30 protein-coding genes are annotated in these 22,764 nt (G+C 50.4%); 26 read left to right on the forward strand and 4 right to left on the reverse strand.

Annotated features, from left to right (window positions below):
- The first annotated feature begins 9 nt into the window (after nt 1-9).
- From BMX45_RS00520 to pyrE, 9 genes are all read left to right on the forward strand, one after another.
- Nucleotides 10-924: a Gfo/Idh/MocA family protein gene (locus BMX45_RS00520; protein ID WP_090908009.1), complete on the forward strand. Its 915-nt coding sequence runs from the start codon at nt 10-12 to the stop codon at nt 922-924.
- Between the two features lie 146 nt (nt 925-1,070).
- Nucleotides 1,071-1,547: an NUDIX domain-containing protein gene (locus tag BMX45_RS00525; protein ID WP_090908767.1), complete on the forward strand. Its 477-nt coding sequence runs from the start codon at nt 1,071-1,073 to the stop codon at nt 1,545-1,547.
- Between the two features lie 274 nt (nt 1,548-1,821).
- Nucleotides 1,822-2,109, forward strand: coding sequence for a hypothetical protein (locus BMX45_RS00530; protein ID WP_090908010.1), 288 nt, complete (start codon nt 1,822-1,824; stop codon nt 2,107-2,109).
- 57 nt (nt 2,110-2,166) lie between these two features.
- Nucleotides 2,167-2,571 (forward strand): RDD family protein, encoded by a 405-nt coding sequence (locus BMX45_RS00535; protein WP_090908012.1) that lies wholly within the window; start codon nt 2,167-2,169, stop codon nt 2,569-2,571.
- 62 nt (nt 2,572-2,633) lie between these two features.
- A complete protein-coding gene (locus BMX45_RS00540; RefSeq protein WP_254777909.1) occupies nt 2,634-3,152 on the forward strand; it encodes a hypothetical protein in 519 nt (172 codons plus the stop codon).
- 23 nt (nt 3,153-3,175) lie between these two features.
- Nucleotides 3,176-3,820 carry an HAD family hydrolase gene (locus BMX45_RS00545; RefSeq protein ID WP_368087156.1) on the forward strand — a complete coding sequence of 215 codons (645 nt, stop codon included), beginning with the start codon at nt 3,176-3,178 and terminating at the stop codon, nt 3,818-3,820.
- Nucleotides 3,821-3,933: 113 nt separating this feature from the next.
- Nucleotides 3,934-4,215 (forward strand): hypothetical protein, encoded by a 282-nt coding sequence (locus tag BMX45_RS00550; protein ID WP_015736492.1) that lies wholly within the window; start codon nt 3,934-3,936, stop codon nt 4,213-4,215.
- Nucleotides 4,216-4,558: 343 nt separating this feature from the next.
- A complete protein-coding gene (locus tag BMX45_RS00555; protein WP_090908016.1) occupies nt 4,559-5,437 on the forward strand; it encodes an HAD family hydrolase in 879 nt (292 codons plus the stop codon).
- Nucleotides 5,437-5,967 (forward strand): orotate phosphoribosyltransferase, encoded by a 531-nt coding sequence (gene pyrE, locus BMX45_RS00560; RefSeq protein ID WP_090908018.1) that lies wholly within the window; start codon nt 5,437-5,439, stop codon nt 5,965-5,967. Before BMX45_RS00555 ends, pyrE begins: the two co-directional genes overlap by 1 nt.
- Nucleotides 5,968-6,091: 124 nt before the next feature.
- Here pyrE and BMX45_RS00565 read toward each other — a convergent pair whose 3' ends face one another.
- Complete coding sequence (locus BMX45_RS00565) at nt 6,092-6,958, reverse strand: LysR family transcriptional regulator (RefSeq protein WP_090908020.1); 867 nt, start codon at nt 6,956-6,958, stop codon at nt 6,092-6,094.
- Between the two features lie 144 nt (nt 6,959-7,102).
- Here BMX45_RS00565 and BMX45_RS00570 point away from each other — a divergent pair, with 144 nt between their 5' ends.
- The 11 genes from BMX45_RS00570 to BMX45_RS00620 all read left to right on the forward strand — a co-directional run bounded on the left by BMX45_RS00570 (nt 7,103) and on the right by BMX45_RS00620 (nt 14,644).
- On the forward strand, nt 7,103-7,450 hold the full coding sequence (locus tag BMX45_RS00570) for a DMT family transporter (protein ID WP_090908022.1): 348 nt from the start codon (nt 7,103-7,105) through the stop codon (nt 7,448-7,450).
- Nucleotides 7,450-7,764, forward strand: coding sequence for a DMT family transporter (locus BMX45_RS00575; protein WP_090908025.1), 315 nt, complete (start codon nt 7,450-7,452; stop codon nt 7,762-7,764). The genes BMX45_RS00570 and BMX45_RS00575 overlap by 1 nt, the downstream gene beginning before the upstream one ends.
- Before the next feature lie 141 nt (nt 7,765-7,905).
- Nucleotides 7,906-9,600, forward strand: a complete 1,695-nt coding sequence (locus BMX45_RS00580; RefSeq protein ID WP_090908769.1) for a M3 family oligoendopeptidase — start codon at nt 7,906-7,908, stop codon at nt 9,598-9,600.
- A gap of 142 nt (nt 9,601-9,742) precedes the next feature.
- A complete protein-coding gene (locus BMX45_RS00585) occupies nt 9,743-10,624 on the forward strand; it encodes a GNAT family N-acetyltransferase (RefSeq protein WP_090908027.1) in 882 nt (293 codons plus the stop codon).
- A 38-nt stretch (nt 10,625-10,662) separates the two neighbouring features.
- Nucleotides 10,663-11,214, forward strand: coding sequence for an NUDIX hydrolase (locus tag BMX45_RS00590; RefSeq protein WP_090908029.1), 552 nt, complete (start codon nt 10,663-10,665; stop codon nt 11,212-11,214).
- Between the two features lie 24 nt (nt 11,215-11,238).
- Nucleotides 11,239-11,871: a histidine phosphatase family protein gene (locus BMX45_RS00595; protein ID WP_090908031.1), complete on the forward strand. Its 633-nt coding sequence runs from the start codon at nt 11,239-11,241 to the stop codon at nt 11,869-11,871.
- Nucleotides 11,872-11,979: 108 nt separating this feature from the next.
- Nucleotides 11,980-12,201 carry a hypothetical protein gene (locus BMX45_RS00600; protein WP_090908033.1) on the forward strand — a complete coding sequence of 74 codons (222 nt, stop codon included), beginning with the start codon at nt 11,980-11,982 and terminating at the stop codon, nt 12,199-12,201.
- Between the two features lie 11 nt (nt 12,202-12,212).
- Nucleotides 12,213-12,908, forward strand: a complete 696-nt coding sequence (locus tag BMX45_RS00605) for a cyanophycinase (protein WP_090908035.1) — start codon at nt 12,213-12,215, stop codon at nt 12,906-12,908.
- A 124-nt stretch (nt 12,909-13,032) separates the two neighbouring features.
- Nucleotides 13,033-13,386 carry a DUF952 domain-containing protein gene (locus BMX45_RS00610; RefSeq protein WP_090908037.1) on the forward strand — a complete coding sequence of 118 codons (354 nt, stop codon included), beginning with the start codon at nt 13,033-13,035 and terminating at the stop codon, nt 13,384-13,386.
- A 43-nt stretch (nt 13,387-13,429) separates the two neighbouring features.
- Complete coding sequence (locus BMX45_RS00615) at nt 13,430-13,711, forward strand: hypothetical protein (RefSeq protein ID WP_090908039.1); 282 nt, start codon at nt 13,430-13,432, stop codon at nt 13,709-13,711.
- 18 nt (nt 13,712-13,729) lie between these two features.
- The gene (locus BMX45_RS00620) at nt 13,730-14,644 is read left to right on the forward strand and encodes a phosphotransferase family protein (RefSeq protein ID WP_254777910.1); all 915 of its coding nucleotides are present in this window, start codon (nt 13,730-13,732) and stop codon (nt 14,642-14,644) included.
- A 32-nt stretch (nt 14,645-14,676) separates the two neighbouring features.
- On the opposite strand, the gene BMX45_RS00625 is transcribed toward BMX45_RS00620, so the two are convergent.
- On the reverse strand, nt 14,677-14,889 hold the full coding sequence (locus BMX45_RS00625) for a hypothetical protein (RefSeq protein ID WP_009590043.1): 213 nt from the start codon (nt 14,887-14,889) through the stop codon (nt 14,677-14,679).
- A gap of 71 nt (nt 14,890-14,960) precedes the next feature.
- The gene (gene clpP, locus BMX45_RS00630) at nt 14,961-15,557 is read right to left on the reverse strand and encodes an ATP-dependent Clp endopeptidase proteolytic subunit ClpP (RefSeq protein ID WP_090908771.1); all 597 of its coding nucleotides are present in this window, start codon (nt 15,555-15,557) and stop codon (nt 14,961-14,963) included.
- 160 nt (nt 15,558-15,717) lie between these two features.
- Between clpP and BMX45_RS00635 the strand changes: the two genes are divergently transcribed.
- From BMX45_RS00635 to BMX45_RS00660, 6 genes are all read left to right on the forward strand, one after another.
- Complete coding sequence (locus BMX45_RS00635; RefSeq protein ID WP_090908041.1) at nt 15,718-16,452, forward strand: RNA polymerase sigma factor; 735 nt, start codon at nt 15,718-15,720, stop codon at nt 16,450-16,452.
- A 190-nt stretch (nt 16,453-16,642) separates the two neighbouring features.
- Nucleotides 16,643-17,155 carry an 8-oxo-dGTP diphosphatase gene (locus tag BMX45_RS00640; protein WP_090908043.1) on the forward strand — a complete coding sequence of 171 codons (513 nt, stop codon included), beginning with the start codon at nt 16,643-16,645 and terminating at the stop codon, nt 17,153-17,155.
- A gap of 18 nt (nt 17,156-17,173) precedes the next feature.
- A complete protein-coding gene (locus tag BMX45_RS00645; protein ID WP_090908045.1) occupies nt 17,174-17,848 on the forward strand; it encodes an HAD family hydrolase in 675 nt (224 codons plus the stop codon).
- A gap of 18 nt (nt 17,849-17,866) precedes the next feature.
- Nucleotides 17,867-18,292: a metallothiol transferase FosB gene (gene fosB / locus BMX45_RS00650; RefSeq protein ID WP_090908047.1), complete on the forward strand. Its 426-nt coding sequence runs from the start codon at nt 17,867-17,869 to the stop codon at nt 18,290-18,292.
- Between the two features lie 45 nt (nt 18,293-18,337).
- A complete protein-coding gene (pgsA, locus tag BMX45_RS00655) occupies nt 18,338-18,922 on the forward strand; it encodes a CDP-diacylglycerol--glycerol-3-phosphate 3-phosphatidyltransferase (RefSeq protein WP_090908049.1) in 585 nt (194 codons plus the stop codon).
- A 153-nt stretch (nt 18,923-19,075) separates the two neighbouring features.
- Entirely contained in the window at nt 19,076-21,211 is a 2,136-nt protein-coding gene (locus BMX45_RS00660) for an Ig-like domain-containing protein (RefSeq protein ID WP_090908050.1), read from the forward strand.
- Nucleotides 21,212-21,302: 91 nt separating this feature from the next.
- On the opposite strand, the gene BMX45_RS00665 is transcribed toward BMX45_RS00660, so the two are convergent.
- The gene (locus BMX45_RS00665) at nt 21,303-22,763 is read right to left on the reverse strand and encodes a methyltransferase domain-containing protein (RefSeq protein WP_090908052.1); all 1,461 of its coding nucleotides are present in this window, start codon (nt 22,761-22,763) and stop codon (nt 21,303-21,305) included.
- Nucleotide 22,764: the final 1 nt, after the last annotated feature.

Raw genomic sequence — 22,764 nt, forward strand, 5'->3', positions numbered from 1 at the left:
AATGAACTTATGACTATGAAAATCGGTATGATTGGTTTGGATACATCCCATGTTTCCATTTTCGCGAAGATGCTCCATGACAAGGAGCATCCATATCACGTTCCGGGTGCACGGGTGACGGCGGCTTTTCCCGGAGGGTCGCCGGACTTTGAGCTGAGCATCAACCGGGTGGAGGGATATACAAAGGAAATCGCGGCTTGGGGAACGGAGATATTGGAGAGTCCGGAAGACGTGGCCAAACAGGTCGATGCCGTCATGCTGGAAGCGGTGGATGGAAGGTCTCATTTGTCTTTGTTTCGCGCGATTGCGCCTTATTGCAAACAGGTATTTATTGATAAGCCGATTGCGGTGAGCAGTAAGGATGCGAGGGGAATTGCCGAATTGGCGGAGCAGTATCAGGTGACCGTTATGAGTTGCTCGTCTCTCCGGTATGCGCAAGGATTACAGGATGAATTGGCTCGGGGCGGAGCGGATAATATCATTGGCGTGGATTGCGCAGGACCGCTTCCCCTTCAACCTACGCAGCCGGGATTTTTCTGGTACGGCATTCATGCGGCTGAAATGCTGTACCGTGTTCTGGGACCCGGATGCGTAAGCGTCCATGTAGCCGCAACGGAGCTGCACGAGGTGTTAACGGCGGTTTGGAATGACGGGAGGATCGGAACGATACGGGGCAATCGGGCAGGCAACGATCGCTTCGGGTTGACCGTTCATCGCGCGGAGGCCAGCAGCTTCGTGGACATCATGGAGCACCCCAAGCCCTATTATGCCAGTCTGCTGGATCAAATCATGAAGATGTTCACGACGGGCGTTTCCGATGTTCCCTTATCCGAAACGCTGGAGATCGTTCGTTTTCTGGAGGCGGCGAATGTTTCCCGCGAAACGGGAGAAAACGTGAGACTGGATGATAGCGATCAAACGTGAATGATAGCAGAACAAACACGGGACATACTGACTAGCGATATACTGAGGAAAGGATACATCATATTTCCATATCGGCCGCGTTGATTGTATGATAGACAGATCAAGTAGGTTCGGCCGTTTTATGTAAGCCGGGAGAGGTGGTTATGATGACGTATCACATTCGAGTGAGACCGACAGCCTTGGTTCTGAGGGATGAGTCTGTGTTATTAGTCGAGTATGTAGATGAGAACGGATTGCATTATAATTTGCCAGGGGGAGGGGCGGAGCCGGGGGAGTCGATCGTGGAGGGAGCCTTGAGGGAATTGCATGAGGAAACCACGCTGGAGGCGCAGGTTGGGCCTGTCGCATTCGTGTACGAGTATGCTCCGCATAAACAGTCCAGAGATAACATATCGGGCATCCATACGTTATACATCGTGTTCGAATGTTATCCGCTTGAAGGGTCCTTTCCAAAGCTTCCGGCGGTGCCAGATCCGAATCAAACCGATGTGAAATGGATACCGCTCGAGCAGCTGGACGACATTATTTTGTATCCGAATATTAAGAAACACATCAGACAGTACGCTAGGGATCGCAGAAATATTGAAATAATCGAGGATTTTGTCTTGGACAAATATTCGTGAATTGCCGGGAGTCGTCAGGAAATGGAGGAGCGGATAGCTGCATAATCCGGTCAACGGCACAATAGTGTATAACAAACAGAATGGAATGGCTTCACTACAACGTAGGAGGTCATTCCTTTCTTTTATATAGCGAATGTCGTTGCGTAAAGGTTATTTACTCCTTCGTATGATGACAACGGAATAGGGAAAAGCGGAAAAACTATTGTTCGATCAGGAGCCGAAGCTTACAATGATATCAGGGATTTGGAAAATGTTGTGTGGAAAGAGGCGTTCTATGAACCATAAAACGATGGGTATGATATTTATCTGCATTTCGGTGTTCTTGTATGCTGTGCGGTATTTGGCAGCTGCTATTTTCGGCTCCAATCTCACGTCGTGGAGCAAAGAGATGTTTGATTCGATGTTGACCTATGTAGGCAAAGGCCCGCTGGTATTAAGCTGGATCAGCCTGATTGTCGGCATCTTGTGTTTCTTAGGTCCGAGTACCGGCAAATGGAATTCGGAAGATTTGAACAAGATCAAGAAGAACTGGAAGGAATTCGATCCGCCTAATAACAAATGAAATGTGAGGCAGGTAGTCTTTTTTTGGGGTAGGGAGCGAATCTAAGGGGGAATCGAGATGACCGATAACCAAGTGGCAGGCTTTTGGATCAGGCTAGGAGCCAACATTCTGGATGGACTTATTGTGTCGCTTCCGCTAACGATCATAGCTGGATTAATCACGGGAAATTATGAGAATGAGCCGATCAGTAACTTGATTTTCGGTTTATACGGTATCCTGGTTCCGGTGTATTGGAATGGGTATACGATTGGCAAGCGCATGTGCGGCATTCGTATCCGCAAATTCGATTTTCTTGAGCCGCCGGGCCTGGGGACGATGCTGCTTCGCAATCTCGTGGCGGGTATCGTATACGCGTTAACGTTAGGAATCGGGCTTATTGTGAGCATCTTTATGGTTGCGCTGCGCGAGGATAAGCGTTCCCTGCACGATTTTATCGCCGGTACGGAAGTTGTATATGACTAGGGAATGAAGGGGTCAACAAGGATATGCGAGTTAATATCAGCAGAAGGCTAATGCTCACCATGATGGCTACCATGTTATTGATGGCTGGGTGCCACGGGCAGAGAAGTAATGATTCCAAAGAAGCACAAACTGTGACGGAGGAAGCGCGCAAAGCCGCTGAGATCAAATACATGCAAGTTCCGTACACGCAGCTCTTATATACCAAAACGAGTCCGGAATTCACCTGGGAGCACCGTTCGGTCGAGCACCTTGATCCGGATATTCAACAGCTTTATGATGACGGCATAAATCGGGCTCCCGGCGGATGGGTGCTTAAGGAGACGGATCAGGAAATTTACCTGTTGGTCAGCGGTGGGCAGCTTCCTTCGGCAAAAGGTTTTCGGATTGCATCCTTGAAGATGACCGACCAAAAGATAGGGGATCAAAAGAATCATTTATACATCACTTTAACTTCATATGAGGATGATGGGACAGAGGGTTATCCAAGCCAGGTAAGCGTCACATCCTTGGTCGCCATACCCAAATCAGGATTACCTAGCGGGGCAGCCATTCATGGCGTTACCATGACGGGAGTTGATTAGATATTGAGTTTAAGATAAAAGGGATTGTCTTTGATATGGATAATACGCTGCTGCATTCCAGCATTGATTTTGGAGCTATGATAAGAGACATCTATGCCTTTTTGTGCAGTCACAGCATTCTGTCTCCCGGCCTCTCCATGGATACCCACACCACCTCAACCGTCATCGCTGAGGCCATGAATACGGGACGGCTGTCGGAAGAGCTGAGCTGCATGATGTGGGATATCGCCAAGGAACATGAGATCCAAGGGATGATGGGAGCAAAACTTGAAGATGGAGCTATGGAGCTCGTCCAGCAATTACATGGACAGCTGCATCTTGCTATCGTGACGAATAACGCGGTAGAAGCAGCGATGACTGCACTCGAAGAGAACCGGATTGCTCATTACTTCGATCTTATTATCGGCAGGGAAGACATGGGCTTATTAAAGCCTGCACCGGATGGATATATGGCGGTGCTGAGGCATTTTCACCATACATCGCCGATGGAATGGCTGTCTGTCGGAGATGCCTGGGTGGACGGCAAGGCCTCCGAGAGCGCCGGAATTCCATTTATCGCATATCGTGGGGACATCGCGAGCATGAACCGCATGGGAGTTTTTCCGTTTGCCGAGATTCAGGACATACAAGAAGTCTTGGGGTATCTTCAGCCGCGTATCACCAAATAAATTTTGGAGGGGACATTCGCTGTGCAGAGTTTTATGAGGGAAGAAATTCCTCAAAAGATTGAGGTCGTTCGCAGAGCCGGTATTCTGTCGGGCACGCTGGCCGAGGTTACGTGATGAGATGGTATTTGTCCCATGTGTCTCTGACTTTATTTATCTGCATCACCCTGTTCACGCTGTACAGCTTCATGTTTCCGCCGGAGGCAGGCAGTCCCTTACAGGGACTGGCCTATGCGTCGATTCTTCTGTTGTCGCCCGTGGGGATGCTGTTGGCACTCCTAAGCAGAACTCGGGGTAAACTTTCGCGAATCGGCATCACAGCCATTGCAGGCCACTCCGTGCTGATATTATTTCTTTTTTTATACATGACACTGGGATACCTGATTCTCGGTGTGTAAGGTTACCAAAGAAAGGGAAAGTCATGCCTGTTCTCCGTTCATTCGTTCCCAATGCCTGCAAACAATGTATCCAACACCCGATGTACTAGGATTCAACGGCTTCATTTGCCCGGCGGGGCCTTCATTCCGAGCGGTGAAGCCTTCCCGATGCTGCGCTAACAGCCCTGGCTCAGAAATAAACGCACATTGAAGCGAAATAAGCAATTAAGCTTTACCATCTTCATCTCGTAAGTTGTATAATCATGGAAGACGTCTAACTCACACGTATGGCCCAGTCTTGGCGTGAGCTGTTCTAAGGCTGGGTTTTGTCACATACCGGGCGGCGAAGGAGGACTGCTTCACTATGAAAAAGAGAGCCTATATTACGGATCTCGACGGGACGCTTTTGCGATCGGATCAAACCTTATCACCCTATACGATGAACGTTGTCACGGATGCATTGGAGCGGGACTTGATCGTCACGTATGCGACTGCCCGCGGATATATTAGCGCTCAGAGCGTCGTTTCGGATATCCCGTGGAAATACCCCGTGATTCTATATAACGGGGCTTTGATATATGACGGGTTGAGTCAAACCGTCGTGGATGGATCCTGGCTGGAGCGCGACATTTCGAATGAGATTATCGACGTCGGGAGAAAGCACGGCATTACGCCCTTTTATTTCTCGCTCGATAAGGACCAGCGGGAGCGTGTACTGCATGAGACGCTGCGCAGAGAGGGAGAGATGATCTTCTATGCCGGCCGCCCCCATGATCCGCGGTTTCTGGAAGTGAAGAACTTGAACTGTCCGCCGGATTACCGGACGTTGGCTCTTACCTACATCGGATTATATGAAGAATTGGAGCCGATTCGGCAAGAGGTCACGGCATTATACGGCGACGTGATTCATGCGCATATGATGCCGGATTATTACATTCGCAACCATTATTTCCTCGAATTCAGCCATGCCCAAGCAAACAAAAGAGACGGTCTCCAATTATGGTCCGCCCACATGGGGATTGATCTGGAGAACACGGTGGTGTTCGGCGACCACATCAATGATGTCGGTTTGTTCGAGGCCGGAGGCACGCGGATCGCAGTCCGGAACGCGCATGAAAGGATACGGCAGCTGGCTGATCATATTATCGACTCGAATGAGCTGGACGGCGTGGCGCATTATATCGAGCAGCAGATGGAACTGGCGGGAGAGCATACGATCATATCCACACTGGGAGGACCATGATGACGTTGAATTTGGCAAAGGAAATCTATGATGTAACCCATTTAACAGGAACCTTTACTTTACGCTCGGGTCAAACGTCTCATGAGTATTTTGATAAATACTTGTTGGAGTCAGATCCCGCTATTCTGGCCCAAGTAGCTGAGGAGCTGGTCGGGCTTATCCCTGAAGATACGGAAGTGTTAGCAGGACTTGAAATGGGCGGAATTCCGATTGCAACTGCGTTATCCTTGAAGTCAGGCACTCCGTCCGCATTTGTAAGAAAAAAAGCAAAGGAATACGGCACCTGCAAATTGGCGGAAGGTGCGGACATTAAGGGTAAATGCGTATGTGTTATCGAGGACGTGGTGACGACAGGAGGACAAATCTTGTTAAGCGTTCACGATTTGAGAGAAGCTGGAGCGGTCGTCGAGCATGTCATCTGCGTCATTGAACGTAATCCGGCAGGAAGACAGAGACTGGAGGAAGCCGGTCTTGCTTTGCATTCCCTGTTCAAAATGGAGGAGCTTTTAGCTGCAGGGAATATTGATTAGGCTTGAGATGAACATAACGAAACATTTCAACGGCCAGACGATTTGTTCAAGAGGAAATATCGCCTGCATCTCACGGCTGGTTAAATGTCAGCGTGATGTTCAGACCTCCGTCGTTATTTATAACTCATGATCTTCCCTTCATCTCAAAATTGACCTTAACCAGCTCGGCAAAAGCGGAAAACGCCTTGTTCCTGAACCGGTCGTTGCGCCGGACCAGGCTTGTCGTGGTGTGCCGGAAGGCTTCCGGGATCGAGTAGCTGCCCATATTGGCATATTCTCCGCTTAAGACGGAGCTGGGGAGCAGCGCAGCCGCAAGTCCTGACCGCACGATGCTGAGCTGGGTTTCCAATGAGGAGACCTCGATCATATTGGTTAGCGGAATGCCTTCGCTCAGCAGCCATGCTTCAAGGGCATTTCGAAACGGGCATCCCGCGGGGGCTACAGCCCATTTGGTCACCGCAAGATCGGGAAAGGGCTGCTCTTTGGATTTGCTCAGAAGCATGACTTCATCCTCATCTATATAATCGGCTACCAGCTTCGGCGGAATGGTTCCTGTCACAAATGCCCCGTCCAGCTGATAGTTCAGAACTTGAGTAATCAGCTCCGAAGAGCTGCCAGTCAACAGGGACAGCTTGACGTCAGGGTACATGGATTGATAGTCGGACAAGGATTGAATGAAGTGCCCGCAATGAACCGTGTCCACGACGCCAATGGCTAATGAACCGCTTGGATACGGCTGTTCCTGCACGGTTCTCACCGCTTCCTCGGACAGGTTGATGATGGTACACGCATAGTCCAGGAACGTACGCCCTTTCTCTGTCAAGGTTACTCCATTGGAGTGCCTGTTTAACAAGGGAACCCCCAATTCATCCTCCAGCTTTTTGATCCGGGCCGTTACATTCGACTGCACATACCCAAGCTGCTCCGCGGCGCGGGTGATGTTTCCTTCCTCCGCAATCCTGAGAAAAATCCTTAGATCAGTAAGCTCCATGCCAGCACTCCTCTCCTTTAGACATCACCCAAAATGATGACATCATTATTAATGATCATTATACGACATGCCAAATTTAGATTACAATCACAACGACATCATAAACCGATTTAAACAAATACAGAGTGGAAGGGAAGTTGGAGGATGAAGAAGGCATGGTGGCTCTTATTATTAGCGGGAGCGCTGGAGGTTGTCTGGGTATCCGGTTTAAAACATTCCGATGTATGGTGGCAGTGGGTCATCACCATCGCATCGATCGTATTCAGTTTTAAAGTTTTTTTGGACTCCGCGGCGAAGCTCCCCATCGGCACGGTCTATGTGATCTTCACAGGACTCGGCACAGCCGGCACGGTGCTGGTGGAGATTCTCGTGTTTGGCGAGGAAGCGAATCCCGTCAAGCTCCTACTGATCGGCATGCTGGCGGCAGGCGTGCTGGGGCTTAAGCTGGTCACGAAGGATACGGATCGTCAAGCGAAGGAGAGTGGCGTCTAATGGAATGGATCGCTCTGATTGCTGCCGGGTTGTGCGAGGTTCTGGGTGTCATTGCCTTAAGACGGGTAACCCTGCATCGCAGCTTGGGATCCTACGTTTTTTTAGCTTGTTCGCTTGGCTCCAGTTTCCTGCTGCTGACGTATGCGATGAATTTCATTTCCATGGGAACCGCCTACGCGATTTGGACGGGAATGGGGACGGCAGGCAGCACGATGCTGGGGATGTTTGCGTTCGGAGAACCGAAGGAATGGCGCCGTATGTTCTTCATCGCTTTGATTCTCGCTTCAGCCATCGGACTTAAGATTATGACGTAACCAGTCGGGGCGTACAGAATTTAATAGACTATGAAGGATATTCGGATTGGTATATAGAATTTACATATAGTTTGGTGATTTGAAGCCATGCGATCAAACGCCAGGATGCATTTTTTATTTTGGAAAGGACAGGTGTATCTTATGAAATTCAGCGAGTATCGCTATGAACGCCCCGACGTAAAAGCTTTTGAGCAAAAGTTCAAGGAACAACTGAACGCCTTCACCTCCGCCGGCACGTACGAGGAACAGGATGAGGCGATGACCCGGATTAACAAACTCCGCAGCGAGATGGATACCCTGAGTCAACTGGTGCACATCCGTCACTCGATTGATACGAACGACGAGTTCTATAAGGCAGAGCAGGATTTCTTCGACGAGAACGGACCGGTCATCCAGGAATACATAACGGATTATTACCGGGCCCTCGTGAATTCGAAATTCAGAGCCCAGCTGGAGGACAAATGGGGACGGCAGCTGTTCCAGCTGGCAGAGCTGTCGCTCAAGACCTTCAGTCCTGAGATCATCGAGGATTTGCAGCAGGAGAACAAGCTGACGACGGAATATGCGAAGCTGATCGCTTCTGCAAAAATCCAGTTCGAAGGCGAAGAACGCACCCTGTCGCAGCTGATTCCGTTCCAGCAATCGACGGATCGCGATATGCGCAAACGCGCAATGGAGGCTTCCAGCGGTTTCATGGCCGAGAACGAAGCCACCTTCGACCGCATCTATGATGATCTGGTCAAAGTGAGAACCAAGATGGCCAAGAAGCTTGGCTTCAACAATTACGTGGAGCTGGGTTATGCTCGCATGGCCCGTACGGATTACAATGCGGAGATGGTGGCTAATTTCCGTAACCAGGTGCTGGAGCATATCGTTCCGGTTGCGTCCAAGCTGAAAGAACGCCAGCAGAAGCGGATCGATGTGGACCAACTGCTGTACTACGACGAGAATTTTTCCTTCAAATCAGGGAATGCCACGCCGAAGGGCGACCCGGATTGGATCGTGAACAACGGCGCGAAGATGTACGAGGAATTGTCTCCGGAAACGCACGAGTTCTTCACCTTCATGCAGGAGAACGGCCTTATGGACCTGGTTGCCAAAAAAGGCAAGCAGAGCGGCGGATACTGTACCTATATCAGCGAGTACGGCGCACCGTTCATCTTCTCCAACTTCAACGGGACTTCCGGCGATATTGACGTGCTGACGCACGAAGCCGGTCATGCGTTCCAAGTGTACGAGAGCAGAGGTTTCGAGGTACCGGAGTATGGATTCCCGACTTATGAGGCTTGCGAAATCCACTCCATGAGCATGGAATTCTTCACCTGGCCGTGGATGGACCGCTTCTTCGAGGACGAGGCGGATAAATACCGCTTCGACCATCTGGCGAGCGGACTCATCTTCATTCCTTACGGGGTAACGGTTGATGAATTCCAGCACTTCGTTTACGAGAATCCGGATGCTACGCCCGCCGAACGGAAACAGGCATGGCGCGAGATCGAGCGGAAATATTTGCCGCACCGGAACTATGATGATAATGCGTATCTGGAGCAAGGCGGCTTCTGGCATAAACAAGGACATATCTTCAATACGCCGTTCTATTATATCGACTATACGCTGGCTCAAATCTGTGCATTCCAATTCTGGAAGAAGATGCACGAGGACCAATCCGCGGCATGGGCGGATTATCTGCACCTGTGCCGCCAAGGCGGAAGCAAGTCGTTCACCGAATTGGTGAAGGTGGCAGGCCTGATCTCTCCATTCGAGGATGGCTGCGTCACTTCCGTCATCGGCAGCATCGAAGCTTGGCTGGACAGCGTGGACGATGCAGCTCTTTAAATCGTAAATAAGTTATGCAAAGACATGCAGGAGCACACGAGTGGGTACATACTCAGGTGTTTCCTGCATGTTTTTCATAGTGTGAGCATCGCTAAATATGCCACACTTATTTAATGCCCATAAACCAGGAGGAATAAAGTTTATGATTACATACAAACCGTTGAGCGAGCTTCCAATCCGGGAAGTATCCGAACTGTGGAATCTCTCGTTTGAAGGCTATATGGTGAACGCTTTCATGCCGCTGGACCGCTTCATTGCCCGGATCGGGAATGATGCTTTAAGTCTGGAGCGCTCACTCGCTTGCTACGTGGATGGCGTACCCGCCGGGATCGTCATGAACAGCTTTCGATTGGATGACGGCGAATCCATTGCGCGTAACGGAGGGACGGCAATAGCTCCGGATTTCCGGGGCAAAGGGATCGGCAAATCCATGATGGAGAAAAACGACGCCCTCTATAAGGAGCAGGGCGTGCGTCGTGCCTATTTAGAGGCGATCAGCACGAATGCGGCCGCGATTCGCCTATATGAAAGCGTCGGATATGAAATCATCGATCGGCTGCTCATTATGACAAATGATCAATCGTTAGAGACGCAGGATCATCAGAATGCATCGACTCCGTTTACGTTGGTCAGAGGCCTGGCCGCGGAGGCCGCCTCCGCAGACTTCTATCGATCCGGCGAAGTCTGGCAGACAGACGCTGCCAGTATCAAGGACGGCGAGTGCGTGCTTGTTTATGAAGGGGAAGAACTTGTGGGCTACGGTTTGTTTAAGCGTGCGTTCGATGCCGCGGGCCGTTTGCAGGCGACCACGCTGTTCCGCTGTGAAGCCGCTCCTGGTTACCGGGATGCCCAAGCCGTGTTAAAGGCAGCCGCGCTCGAAATGATGCAGCCTGGTTCCACTTGCAAGCGATCCGCATTCAATATCCGGGCTTCGCATAAGGAATTGGTGGATGTGCTGGAGGCGCTTGGGTTCGCCAGCTCGATGGAGCAGGTGCTTATGGTCCGCGACTACAACGCTACATAGGTTGTATGAATATCTGCAAGGCTGGAGGGATTACGCTTATGAGAAAAAGCACGGATCTGACCCTGTATCCGGCCCTATCGAATGATATCCATTGGGGCGTGGTACGAGCCCGGTTTATACTGGGCGAAGATTTCGAAGAATCGATGGTCAGCAATGTCACCATTATTCCATTCGCCGGGGAACGCTGCGTTATTTTTCAGATAGCGGACGGCAGCTGGGAGCTTCCTGGCGGAACCTTGGAGCCTGGCGAGGATTATATCGAGGGACTCCGGCGGGAAGTGAGGGAGGAGCTTGGCGCAGAACTCGAGTCATACCGGGTCTTTGGCCGGTTTCGCTGCGAGTCCAGCAGCAAGACGCCTTATCGGCCGCATATTCCCCATCCTCATTTTGTCCGATTGGTTGGGTATGGGGATGTACGCATCGTTGGGGAGCCGCTGAATCCCGAGGATGGGGAGCAGGTCATCGCAGTGGAGGCGGTTGATCTGGAGGTAGCCGTAAGAAGATTGGAGGAGACGGGCAGGCAGGATATCGCGGATCTTTACAAGCTGGCATATACCATACGGCAAGGTGACCGCTGTAATCGACGATGACTCACTAGGTAGGGAGGAAGGAACATGAAAGAGACAACCACCATTTATCTTGTCAGGCACGGACAAACCGAGTGGAACGTGCAGCATCGTTTTCAAGGACATAAGGATTCGCCGCTGACGAAGTTGGGCATTCAGCAAGCGGAATGGCTCGGCGAAGCCTTGCAGCATGACCCATTTGACTTTATCTTCTCCAGTACCAGTTCAAGGGCATACCATACGGCCGAGCTCATCAAGGGGAACCGGAATGTGCAAATTTCGGCATGTGATGAATTCAGAGAGATTAATCTGGGGGTATGGGAAGGAGAGATCCAGGAACGGATCCGCGAATTGTATCCTCAGCAGCTCGATCATTTCTGGAATCATCCGGAGTTGTTCGGTGTCAAGGGGAGCGAGACGTTTCACGAGGTCAGAGAGCGCGCGGTTAGCAAGCTGAACGAAATCGTCTCTTCATATCCGGGTTCCCGTATTTTGCTGGTCACGCATACCGTGGTGGTTAAGCTGTTAATGGCTTATTTTGAGGGGAGAAGTTTGGATCGGCTGTGGGATCTGCCTTACATCCATCCGACATGCCTGAGCAAGATCGAGCTGACCGATGACGTCCCTTCCATCCTCCTCCACGGGGATGTCAGTCATTATAAGGAGGAGCAAGGCGCATAGATCGGTTGGTAGCTGCCGGAGAGATTCATTATTCTGGTTGATTACCAGCTTGACTCTGTAGCACATGGTCTCTAACTCCCCCGAATTCCAAACAACTTCTAGGATGTGATGGATGCTGTGAGATTACCTTATAAAATAGGTTATGCCGTTACGTTGGTTTGGCTGATCTGGATTGTATACGGTTATATGAATTATGACGAAATCGCTGAGCGCGGCCAACTCTCCATCGTTCTGTTGAGCGCCGTGATTGGCATCATCCTGCTGCCGATCTATTTTATATCCGTACTTCTGTACTCTGTTTACAAACGAAATCCGGGAAAGAAAAAGTAAGGGGGGATATCTTGAAGGATCGATATCTATTTTTGCTTGGCGGTCATTCCTTTCAAGCCGAAGCGAATCGACAGTTTCTAGAGCAAGCGGGGGGTTCCCATGCCAGGATTGCGTTATGCATCATGAACCGGCCGGGCTGGGAGGAGTATGTTCCGTTGTTTCAGCAGATGTGGACTGAAGCGGGAATGACCCAGAACGTGAGCGTGATCGTTCCCGATGAAGACGGGAATCTGGACATGGACCAAGCTGGGCGGGTGCTGTCATGGGCCACGGGAATATTTATTGGCGGGGGCAACACGGAGAAATATCATCACTATTACGCGACGGGGGCTTTTAAAGAGCTGTTAATCGACCGCTATGAGAACGGCGTTCCGATTGCGGGGAATTCGGCAGGTGCCCTAATTCTTCCGGAGACATGCCTGATATCCCCGCTTGATAATGATCAAGGCATCATGATGTTTAAGCAAGGCGTAGGGCTGTTCTCGAATGTCTTGATCAGCGTTCATTATACGGAGTGGGACGACCAGTCCAACCTGCTGCAAGGAATGAAAACAGGGAAAGTGCGTTACGGCATCGGCATCGATGAGCAGGCATGCGCCGTTTTTATCAATGGACAGTTGGCGTCCTCATTGGGGGAATCCGTCTATACCGTAACCTACGAGGATTTTGACGAGGACCGATATACGATAGTGAAGAGGACATCTTGAAGGATGTCTTCTTTTTATAGGACATCCGAAAATAAGGTCACCTGGAAATTACGTACCGGGGATCTGGTTTTTCTATCGCAAGTGTGTCAAGATAAACGGAAAATAAATGGAGGGACTGGACGGAATGATCTATCATATTATTTCGAAGCAAGCATGGATGGAAGCGCAAGGCAAGGACATGTACGAGCCGCCAAGCCTGCAGACGGACCGATTTATTCACTGCTCAACCGAGGCGCAAGTCAGCGGCGTAGCTAACACAATGTATACAGGCAGAACCGATCTGCTCGTTCTGGGGATTCAGGAAGATCAGGTGGACGCGGAGATCATATTTGAGGATTTATATGAGCTGAATCAGCTGTATCCGCATATTTATGGCGGGTTAAACCTGAATGCGGTCCGGAAGGTTTATCGTTTGGAGGCGGATAAGGACGGTGTTTTTGCGTTCCAGGCTTCTCCTGAGCTTGAATATGAAGCATAGAAAGACCGTCATACTTTAACTTAATCCAAAGGAGGAGGCTTGTATGATACTCGAAGTCGCCATGCTGCAGATAAAGCAGGGCCAAACGTCGGATTTTGAACGGAATTTCCAAGTCGCGTCAGGAATCATCTCGAAGATACTGAATCGAGTACGGGAAACAACAAATCAGATCATAACGAAGCTGGCTGAGCGAAATACGAATGATCTGCACGATCCTCACCCGTATGGATTCGAGCTGAATGCTGCACAATGGGCCCATTTTATAGCAATACACGAAACCCTGCCTATCAGACAGTTGGGACGTATCCAAGAGGCGAATCAATAACCGTTAAGGCAGGTGTTCATGTTGATCGTCGAAGAGTTGATGATAGAAGTATACGGCATTCAGCCGCTTAGGGTCGAGCCTATGTCATTCGGCCATACCAATCAGGTGTACAGCGTAACATTTCCGGATGAGCAAATCATTCTCCGAACCAATCGCAAGCCCGACGTCCTGAAGCATACTGCAAACAACATAGCGATCCTATCATCGCTGGGCCTGCCGGTACCGAGCGTGATTCGAACGGATGTGTCCCTTCAGAAGGTCCCCTATGCTTACATGATGCTGGAGCATGTTCCGGGCCGTGATCTGCGATATGAGCTTGAGGGCATGACGGATGAACAATTGGACGATCTCGCCGGACAGATCATCGTTTTCCAGCGCAAGGTGTCCGAGCTTCCCTTGGGCACCGGATTCGGATGGGTTCCGATCGGAGAGCAGGGGCCTTTTACATCCTGGACGGAGATCATCGATCGTGATATCCGCAATCATATCGGCAACATAACCGGTGAGGTTGCTCCGGACATCATCGTTCAATTGCAGCAGATCAAGCGGCGATACGAGCCTGATTTCGACCGGATAGAGCCTGTCTGTTTCCTGGATGATCTCACGATCAAGAACGTGATTGTGTCCGATGGCACGCTGCAAGGTATCGTGGATTTCGATTGGGTCTGTTATGGAGACCCGTTGTACATGATCGCCCTCACCCAAACGGCGGTGGTCTCAGATATCGGAGACCGGGGAATGGCCTACGTGGAGGCGTTATGCAGGCAGTGGGGAGCGGACCGGGAACAGCGGGCACTGATTGATTTTTACTCCGTCGTTCATGCATTGGCTTTTATCGGCCATCATCAGAGGGAGCAGAACGAGGCCTGCAAACAGCGCATGGTTTCATTCATAGTAGACAAAATAAAGCATGATGCAAACAGAACCGCATGAGCTTAAGAGCCCATGCGGTTCTTGCCGTCTTATCAAGAAGTTGGCGCAAATCCAACTCTTGGTTTGTCCCGTTCCTTGGTATTCACCGAAACGTAGCGGATCGCGGTTAACGGTACATACAGCATCTCGTATTCATCTTTGTATCGGATGAATTGTTCGCCTACTTCCTCCAGCGTGCCGTTCCGCACATAACTTCCATCCGTAAAATAGATGCTCACTTCTTGATTCAGCAAATTTTTCAGCATATACGGTTCACTCCTTGTGAATAAAATAGAGTATCGGGGCTAAACGGACCATGGGCATTCATCGGATAGCGTCACAGTTTGGTGACGATGTCGTCAATGATCCCGTATTCCTTCGCTTCTTCCGCCGACATAAAATAATCCCGCTCCATATCCTTTTCGACGCGTTCGACGGACTGACCTGTGCGCTCGGATATAATATGCGCCAGCTTCTCACGGGTTTTCAGGATGCGTTTAGCCGTAATGGCGATATCGGTGGCCTGCCCCTGTACACCACCCAGCGGCTGATGGATCATAATTTCGCTGTTCGGCAGAGCGAGGCGCTTGCCTTTGGCGCCGGCCAGCAGCAGGATCGCCCCGTATGATGCGGCGAATCCCGTGCAGATGGTGTTGACTTGTGGTTTGATAATCTGCATGGTATCGTATATGCCAAAGCCCGCGGATACCGAGCCGCCCGGACTGTTGATGTACATGTGGATATCCTTCTCGGGGTCCTCGGCCGCAAGAAACAACAGCTGCGCGATAATGCTGTTTGCGATGGCGTCATCGATGGCTGTGCCCACAAAGACGATCCGATCCTTCAACAGTCGGGAATAAATATCGTATGATCGTTCGCCACGGTTGGTTTGTTCAACAACATAAGGAACAATATTCATGGTTTCATCCTCCATCTTCGTAAGGTTTTCGTGATTCAGCAAGTAAACGAAGAGACTGCTGCAAAAGATACGAAAGAAACCATGAAATATTTTGGATGACAGCGTAACGAAAAGCAGGCATCATTCGTTTACCTATAAGATATCCTACCGAGATGTGGAAAGGAGTTGGATTCCGATGACGATCTATCGACCGAGCGCCACCACGGCAGCCGACCAGGGCTTGGCGGAGCTGAATGCTGCCCTGCACAGGTATTGTCTGTCCCTTACAAATTCCTCATGGGATTCCGATGATCTGGTGCAGGACACATGGATCAAGGCGCTGGAGTTTTTACAGCAGCGGAGCCATGCCAATCCCGAAGCTCTCCTGCTTCGGATCGCCAAGAATACATGGATTGACCGGGTCCGCCGGGATCAGACCTACCGACGAATTCTGGATGAGAAGCTGGAACACGTATTGCCTAAAGAAGAAGCCTCGAACGAGGACAGCAAGCTGAACATCGAGTTCGCCTTTCAATGGCTGATGGAACATTTGTCACCCCTGCAGCGAACGGTGCTGCTGCTTCGTGAGGTGTACGAATATTCCATTTCGGAAACCGCGAATATGCTGCAAACGACGGACGGAGCGGTAAAAGCGGCCCTTCATCGAGCTCAAAAGGTGCTGCAATCGTTGGACCCGGAGGAAGAGGAGCTTGAATTGGTTATGCCGGAAGAGGCAGAGATGACCCTGAATCTTCAGGCATTGGCAGAGGCATACCAATCCGGGGATGTTGAAGCTGTCGTTAGGCTGATTCAATGGAACCACAGCGGGGCATCGGCCATTGGAAGCATGGCTCCGATGGAGATTCAATCGCCGACCGCGAGTTATATGATGTATGGCGGGTATTCGGCCGACATGCGAATGGCCGCGTAAAGCGAAGATTCGACCAGGTGGATCATACATTGCCGTTAAGGCCGGAGCAGAAGCTGCTCCGGCCTTTTTTGACGAGGATTAACAAACGGTGAATAGGGGCAACCGAGATGCATGAATCTCCGTCCGTCGTATCGTTTTCCAGCGCTTGGGGTTGTATACTATAATCAAACAGATCGGACAGGAATGAGGGATGAGGTTGCAGGCCGAAGTGAAGCTGTACACCATGTGCATGATACAAGACGGAAGCAGAATTTTGCTGATGAACAGACCGGACGACAAAGGATTCCCTGGATATATTGCCCCCGGCGGCAAGGTGGATTTTCCGGAAAGCATTGTAAACGGAGCCATTCGGGAGGTTCGGGAGGAAACCGGCTTGATTGTGAAGGACATCATCTATAAAGGTCTTGAAGAATCCTGTGAACCGAATACGGGGCTTCGGTACATGGTATTTAATTATTTGGCCACTTCCTTTGAAGGGGAACTGCTGGAGCGTCCTCCCGAAGGGGAGCTGTTATGGGTGGATCGAGAAGAGGCGTTGAAACTGCCCATGCAGGATTGGTTTAAACGAAGGTTTCCTTTGTTTTTCGAAGAGGGGACGTTTGAATTAAGCGAGATATGGGATGAGCAGACAGGGCAGATTCTGGAGGAAATGGTCAGGCGGTATCCTGCAAGAATACCACAGGCGGCAGGTCTCGCCGATTAACGAAGGGAGCGTTGCGGCATGGCGGTGAAGGCGGTGTTCTTCGATTTATATGAGACGTTAATCACGGAGTTCGCAGACGGCAAGCGGGTATCTAAGAGAGCCTATGACTATATGGATAGACTCGGGCTTTCGGACGCGGAGTTTAAACAGGAGTGGAGCACCCGTTCGGAGCGAAGAATGAATGGGCATTTTCCCGACTATCATTCGGTGATCCGTGACATCCTGGATTCTCGCAGTTTGCCCTATCCTCAGGAACACGTGGATTTTCTATATCAGTCGAGAGTCAGCGAGAAGAAAATTCCTTTCCATACGATCTCGAAGGAGATCTGCAGGATGCTGGAACTTCTGCGTGAACGGGGACTGAGGCTGGGCTTGATCAGCAATTGCTCGGAAGAAGAGGTGGTTTCTTTTGGTCAGAGCGGATTGGCCCCCTACTTCGATGACGTTATCTTCTCTTATCAGGTTGGGGTAGCCAAGCCGAATGCAGAAATCTATCGATTGGCTTGTGAGCGCTTATCCGTAAGACCGGAGGATGCCCTGTTTATCGGGGACGGCGGTTCAGATGAGCTGAGAGGCGCGGGCAGTGCCGGATTAAGGCCATATCACGCCTATTGGTACAATACGTTTATGGAGAGCGGGTATGAGAAGATCCGTCAACCGCTGGATGTGGTGGACATCATTGAATCTATTTAGAAAGGGAGCCGCCGAACAATGAATCTGCAGGCCATTAACCATCTCTGCTTTTCGGTTTCGCACTTGGAACGGTCCATTGATTTTTACAGGGACGTGTTTGGAGCCAAGCTTCTGGTCAGAGGGCGAAAGCTGGCTTATTTCGATCTGAACGGGCTGTGGATTGCTCTAAACGAAGAAGACGCGGACCGAAGCACGGCAAACAGAACCTATACGCATATTGCATTTACCATCGATGAGCAGGATGTGGAACCGACGCTGCTTCGCCTTCAATCGCTCCAAGTGGAGATTTTGCCGGGTAGGGCAAGGGACGAGAAGGATAAAAAGTCGATTTACTTCCTGGATCCGGACGGCCACATGTTCGAGTTTCATACGGGCGGATTGCAGGACAGACTGGACTATTACCGAACGGACAAAGAGCATATGATCTTTTACGATACCGAATAGTTGGTGGAAGGAACGATTCCAATTGCAGATCGAGGAGATGAGACGATGAACCTTGCCAACCGCATAACGATAGCCAGGATATTATTGATTCCCGTATTTATTTTATTTTTTGCCGAGTATCCACTATGGTTGACCGAGAACAGCCCCTTCTTCGGATTCATTCATGCTTATGGAACCTACATCGCGCTGGGCGTGTTCATTCTTGCATCGGCTACGGACAAGCTGGACGGTTACATAGCACGGAAATTGAATCAAATCACGAACCTTGGAAAATTGCTGGACCCGCTCGCAGATAAACTGCTCATATCGGTCGCCTTAATCATGATGGTTCAATCCGGCATGGTTGCGACTTGGATCGCCGTTGCCATTATTGCCCGGGAGTTCGTCATTACGGGACTTCGGATGGTCGCCTCCGAGCAGGGAATCGCTTTGTCCGCTGATAGACTCGGCAAACTGAAAATGGTGCTTCAAGTCACAGCCATAGCGGCCGTGTTGCTGGATAACGCTCCTTTTACGTTCATCAGGATGGTCCAAGTGGACGAAATGCTCATGCTTGCGGCAGTAGCCTTAACGATTTACTCAGGCATCCATTATTTGGTGAACAACGTTAAACTCATTAAACTTAGCTGAAGAGTAGATTTTTTTGAACAACCGAAGATGGGAAAATATCCTACTTTGTGCCCATTTTGGGCTCGGAAGGTAACGATTTGAACCGGGACTGTCGATATACAGATAGACTGGAAAAAAAGCCTGCGAGACAGAAGGTACAAAGGAGAGAAATAAATGAGCTTAAACAGAAAGACAACGAAGATTTTTCTTGTCGTTGTGATGATGTTGGCGATGGTTTTTCCAACCAGCGTATTCGCCGCCTCCGGGGACGTAACATCGATTGAATTTGATACGAACGAGAGCAAAATTTACTTAACCGTTAATGAAACAACGGAACAACTTCGCGTATTGGCTAACATTGAAGGATCTTCCACGAAGAAGGACGTAACCAATGAGACAACTTGGACTTCGTCCAACACGAGGATCGTAAAGGTTGACGGCGGTCTCATTATTCCGCTGGAGAAGGGGACGGCCCGTATTACGGCAAAATACAAAGGCGCAATCAAAACGATTGATGTCGACGTCAAATTTGCCATCGACGAGTTCAAGCTGGATCAGCCGGATAAAGTGGAGCATAAGCTTGGAACGGAAGGTTTAACCGTTAAAGCACTGGCTGACGGAACGAACGACGTGACAACGGAGGCGAAGTGGACCACTTCCGATGACAGCGTAGTGAAAGTAAGCAAAGGGGAACTGACCCTCGTAGGTCTGGGCAGCGCAACCGTGACTGCGGATTACAAAGGGCTCAAGGCTTCCTTTACAGTCAAAGTCGTCGCTCCTTACCAAAAGCTTGCGATCGTTCCGGGCGAGGATCAGGAGCTGCTAGTCGGTGATGCGCCTGTGGATCTTAAAGTATTCGCCAAGCAGTCGGAGACCGATGCAGGTACGGACGTAACGGACAAGATAGAATTGAAATCGTCCAACACTTCCGTAGCAACGGTTGAAGATGGCAAGCTGAAGCCGGTGGCATTGGGTAAATCCACGATCAGCGTGAGCTATCTGGGTTCGACTGCCAAGCTGGATGTGTATGTGCGAAATCCATATGAAGCTTTGATACTGGATCAGACGGATTTCGTCAAGAATCCGGTTCTGTTTATGAATGATTCGATTACGGTAAAAGCCAAGGTTCGTAATGCGGCTTCCCAATCCGTCGACGTGGCCGGGGAATGGACCTCATCCAATCCGCTGGCGGTATCCGTCAACGGTGGCGTGATTACAGCAAGAGCTAAGGGAACCTCCACCATCAAGGTGAGTTACCTCGGAATCAGCAAAGAATTTACCGTTAAGGTGTATCCGACGGTAACCAAGTTTGAAACAGAGGACACGAAGGTGGATGTGCTGAAAGACGAATCCAAATCTTTCCCTAAAGTGACGGGAACGCTTCTGGACGATGAGGAAGAGGATTTCAGCAGCACGGTGACCTGGACTTCCAGCGATGAGAACGTGGTAACGACCGAAAATGGCAAAATCAAAGGTATTAATGCCGGTACAGCAACAATCACCGGGAAGATCGGTTCCAGAGAAGTAGCGACGCTGCCGGTTACGGTTAACGAAAAAGTGCTGGTGCTGCTGCCGGATATAGAGGAGTATCAGCTGGTTATGGGCAGAAGCAACGCGCTGCCGAAAGTAAATGCCATATTCGAGGATGGCGAAGAGAGCGATGTGACCTCTTCCATCGAATGGTCGCTGACAGGATCTGCGGCTGTCATTAAAGACGGTACGATTAAGGGCTTAACGAAAGGCTCGACTACGCTGAAAGGCACTTATTTGAATAAAGAAGTCAAGATTCCGGTCGTGGTTGAACAGGAAGTCGTTAAGTTTGTCGTAGACCCGGAGAATATTGACCTCAACATCAAGAAATCCAAATCGATTAAAGTTACAGGCTACTACAGCAACGGCAAAACGGTTTCGCTCTCATCCAAGATGAATTGGAGTTCTTCGGACACCGCGATTGTAACGGTATCCAGAACCTCCATTAAAGCGGTTGCCGAGGGTAAAGCAACGATTACGGGTTCATACCAAGGCAAAGAAGTCACCGTTAAGGTAAACGTGGTTCCGAAGATGACGAAATTGATCGCCAGCGAGAAGAAACTGAACTTGAAGCCCGGAGACGTCAAAACCGTAACGGTTACGGCCGAATATGATACCGGCGCAAAAGCGAGTGTTGGGGACACCGCCGTGTGGACAACCAGCAACTCCAGCGTGGCCAAAGTAACGAACGGACGCATTGAAGCGATCGCGAAGGGAACTGCCCGCATTAAGGGGCAGTACAATTCGAAGACCGTCACCATTACCGTCTCTGTTAAATAGTTAGAACAGCATGCTGCAACAGCCCGGCTCTAAAGATGAGCCGGGCTGTTGTCTGTTCACAAGGAATCTTTCTGGGTAAAGCGGGATGAGGTCAAATTCCAGGCGGCTGCGTTCTCAGAAACCAGGCAAGCAGATGGCCGTTATAGATCTCCAGCCATTTCACCTGAAAATTCGTCGCTTCGGCGAGTACGTACATTTCATCGACCGAATAATATTTCATCTCGGCATCAACAAAACCGTCTCCTATCCGGTAGTAAGGCATATCGAGGAGATCGGGATCGTGACGAGCAGGCGCAAAATGCCGCTTCCACGGCGTTGAGATGAGCAGGCTTCCGCCAGGCATCAGTTTGTCATGGATTTTGCGGAGAACCGGTATCGGATTGTAATTCATATGCTCGAGCACTTCCGTAAAGAGAACGATATCGTACCGTTCGGTTCCCGGAATCTCCCCGGCTTCTACATTGCACTGGCTCCACCGAATCCCGTAGTCCTGTTCCAGTTCCACGGACCAGTAATCCGCCATGTGATCCAAGCCGTGTGCCTGAGCTCCGGACAATACGCTGTACATTAGCAGCGTACCGTAAGCAGCGCCGATATCCAGTACACGGGTGCCCCGGTTCACAAGCAACGAGTCCAATATCGGAAGCAGCGGGTACCAGTAGCTGGCTTCTTCATCCTTGTAAACAGACAGATAGTGGCTCCCATTCCGCTTGGCATGATAGGAAGAGATAATCGTTTGGGCACGGGACAGTTTCTCGTCAGGCGACAGATCATCATCAAGAGACTGCCTGCATTGCCGCTCGGCAGCCTCGGGTAACGGTCCAACCGTTCCAACGCTGACGAGCAGGTATCCGGGCACATTGCGCTTCTCGTATTCAGGGAGTCTATGGTACCACACCGTCAGCCAATGCTTGACGGTCTGGGAATCCCGGATGAAATCAAGAAAATCCAAACTGTTCAAAAAGCCGATGCTGCTCTCCTCGATCAACGTAATACCGCACCGCTCAAATTGATTTCTGAGCGTGGAGGCTGGCTGCTCCGTGCCATACATCCAGGTGCCCAGCTGTTCGGCGGCTTCTTTACCCGCACGATACGGCAAACATTCCGCAAAAGGGGTGAGGATCAGCATCGTTCCTCCCGGCTTGGTAACCCGTTTCATTTCCCTTAATATCGCGATCCGCTCTTCTTCCTCAAAATGCTCCAGCACCCCCGCATTCCAGGTTAGATCAAAGTGCTGGTCAGGAAGCCGCATTTCCCTAATATCGGAGAGAACAAAGGTGCCCGGAACCTTGGCGCTATAAAAGGCGCTCCGGCTGTTGTACAGCGCATTCTCGGAATAGTCGACCAGCGTAACTTCCGCATGCTCAGCAGCCAGGCGCAGCGAAATCTTGCCCGTTCCGGAACCGGTCTCGAGTATGCGCTTCCCTTCGATGCCTCCTGTAACCTCCATGATCTTATCGTAGATGGTTTGGCTTAGTGAATCCCAGTGATAGGATACCTCCCGGGACCATAGCTGATCCCAAATCTTCTTCTGGCGTTCATCCGGCAGCATA

It is taken from the genome of Paenibacillus sp. cl141a (genome assembly GCF_900109305.1).
GTDB lineage: Bacteria > Bacillota > Bacilli > Paenibacillales > Paenibacillaceae > Paenibacillus_AQ > Paenibacillus_AQ lautus_A.

Coding starts and splice junctions, on each gene's coding strand:
- BMX45_RS00520 (WP_090908009.1), top strand. CDS start 10: ATGACTATGAAAATCGGTATGATTGGTTTGGATACATCCCATGTTTCC.
- BMX45_RS00525 (WP_090908767.1), top strand. CDS start 1,071: ATGACGTATCACATTCGAGTGAGACCGACAGCCTTGGTTCTGAGGGAT.
- BMX45_RS00530 (WP_090908010.1), top strand. CDS start 1,822: ATGAACCATAAAACGATGGGTATGATATTTATCTGCATTTCGGTGTTC.
- BMX45_RS00535 (WP_090908012.1), top strand. CDS start 2,167: ATGACCGATAACCAAGTGGCAGGCTTTTGGATCAGGCTAGGAGCCAAC.
- BMX45_RS00540 (WP_254777909.1), top strand. CDS start 2,634: ATGGCTACCATGTTATTGATGGCTGGGTGCCACGGGCAGAGAAGTAAT.
- BMX45_RS00550 (WP_015736492.1), top strand. CDS start 3,934: ATGAGATGGTATTTGTCCCATGTGTCTCTGACTTTATTTATCTGCATC.
- BMX45_RS00555 (WP_090908016.1), top strand. CDS start 4,559: ATGAAAAAGAGAGCCTATATTACGGATCTCGACGGGACGCTTTTGCGA.
- pyrE (WP_090908018.1), top strand. CDS start 5,437: ATGACGTTGAATTTGGCAAAGGAAATCTATGATGTAACCCATTTAACA.
- BMX45_RS00565 (WP_090908020.1), bottom strand. CDS start 6,958: ATGGAGCTTACTGATCTAAGGATTTTTCTCAGGATTGCGGAGGAAGGA.
- BMX45_RS00570 (WP_090908022.1), top strand. CDS start 7,103: ATGAAGAAGGCATGGTGGCTCTTATTATTAGCGGGAGCGCTGGAGGTT.
- BMX45_RS00575 (WP_090908025.1), top strand. CDS start 7,450: ATGGAATGGATCGCTCTGATTGCTGCCGGGTTGTGCGAGGTTCTGGGT.
- BMX45_RS00580 (WP_090908769.1), top strand. CDS start 7,906: ATGAAATTCAGCGAGTATCGCTATGAACGCCCCGACGTAAAAGCTTTT.
- BMX45_RS00585 (WP_090908027.1), top strand. CDS start 9,743: ATGATTACATACAAACCGTTGAGCGAGCTTCCAATCCGGGAAGTATCC.
- BMX45_RS00590 (WP_090908029.1), top strand. CDS start 10,663: ATGAGAAAAAGCACGGATCTGACCCTGTATCCGGCCCTATCGAATGAT.
- BMX45_RS00595 (WP_090908031.1), top strand. CDS start 11,239: ATGAAAGAGACAACCACCATTTATCTTGTCAGGCACGGACAAACCGAG.
- BMX45_RS00600 (WP_090908033.1), top strand. CDS start 11,980: ATGGATGCTGTGAGATTACCTTATAAAATAGGTTATGCCGTTACGTTG.
- BMX45_RS00610 (WP_090908037.1), top strand. CDS start 13,033: ATGATCTATCATATTATTTCGAAGCAAGCATGGATGGAAGCGCAAGGC.
- BMX45_RS00615 (WP_090908039.1), top strand. CDS start 13,430: ATGATACTCGAAGTCGCCATGCTGCAGATAAAGCAGGGCCAAACGTCG.
- BMX45_RS00620 (WP_254777910.1), top strand. CDS start 13,730: ATGTTGATCGTCGAAGAGTTGATGATAGAAGTATACGGCATTCAGCCG.
- BMX45_RS00625 (WP_009590043.1), bottom strand. CDS start 14,889: ATGCTGAAAAATTTGCTGAATCAAGAAGTGAGCATCTATTTTACGGAT.
- clpP (WP_090908771.1), bottom strand. CDS start 15,557: ATGGAGGATGAAACCATGAATATTGTTCCTTATGTTGTTGAACAAACC.
- BMX45_RS00635 (WP_090908041.1), top strand. CDS start 15,718: ATGACGATCTATCGACCGAGCGCCACCACGGCAGCCGACCAGGGCTTG.
- BMX45_RS00640 (WP_090908043.1), top strand. CDS start 16,643: ATGAGGTTGCAGGCCGAAGTGAAGCTGTACACCATGTGCATGATACAA.
- BMX45_RS00645 (WP_090908045.1), top strand. CDS start 17,174: ATGGCGGTGAAGGCGGTGTTCTTCGATTTATATGAGACGTTAATCACG.
- fosB (WP_090908047.1), top strand. CDS start 17,867: ATGAATCTGCAGGCCATTAACCATCTCTGCTTTTCGGTTTCGCACTTG.
- pgsA (WP_090908049.1), top strand. CDS start 18,338: ATGAACCTTGCCAACCGCATAACGATAGCCAGGATATTATTGATTCCC.
- BMX45_RS00660 (WP_090908050.1), top strand. CDS start 19,076: ATGAGCTTAAACAGAAAGACAACGAAGATTTTTCTTGTCGTTGTGATG.
- BMX45_RS00665 (WP_090908052.1), bottom strand. CDS start 22,763: ATGCTGCCGGATGAACGCCAGAAGAAGATTTGGGATCAGCTATGGTCC.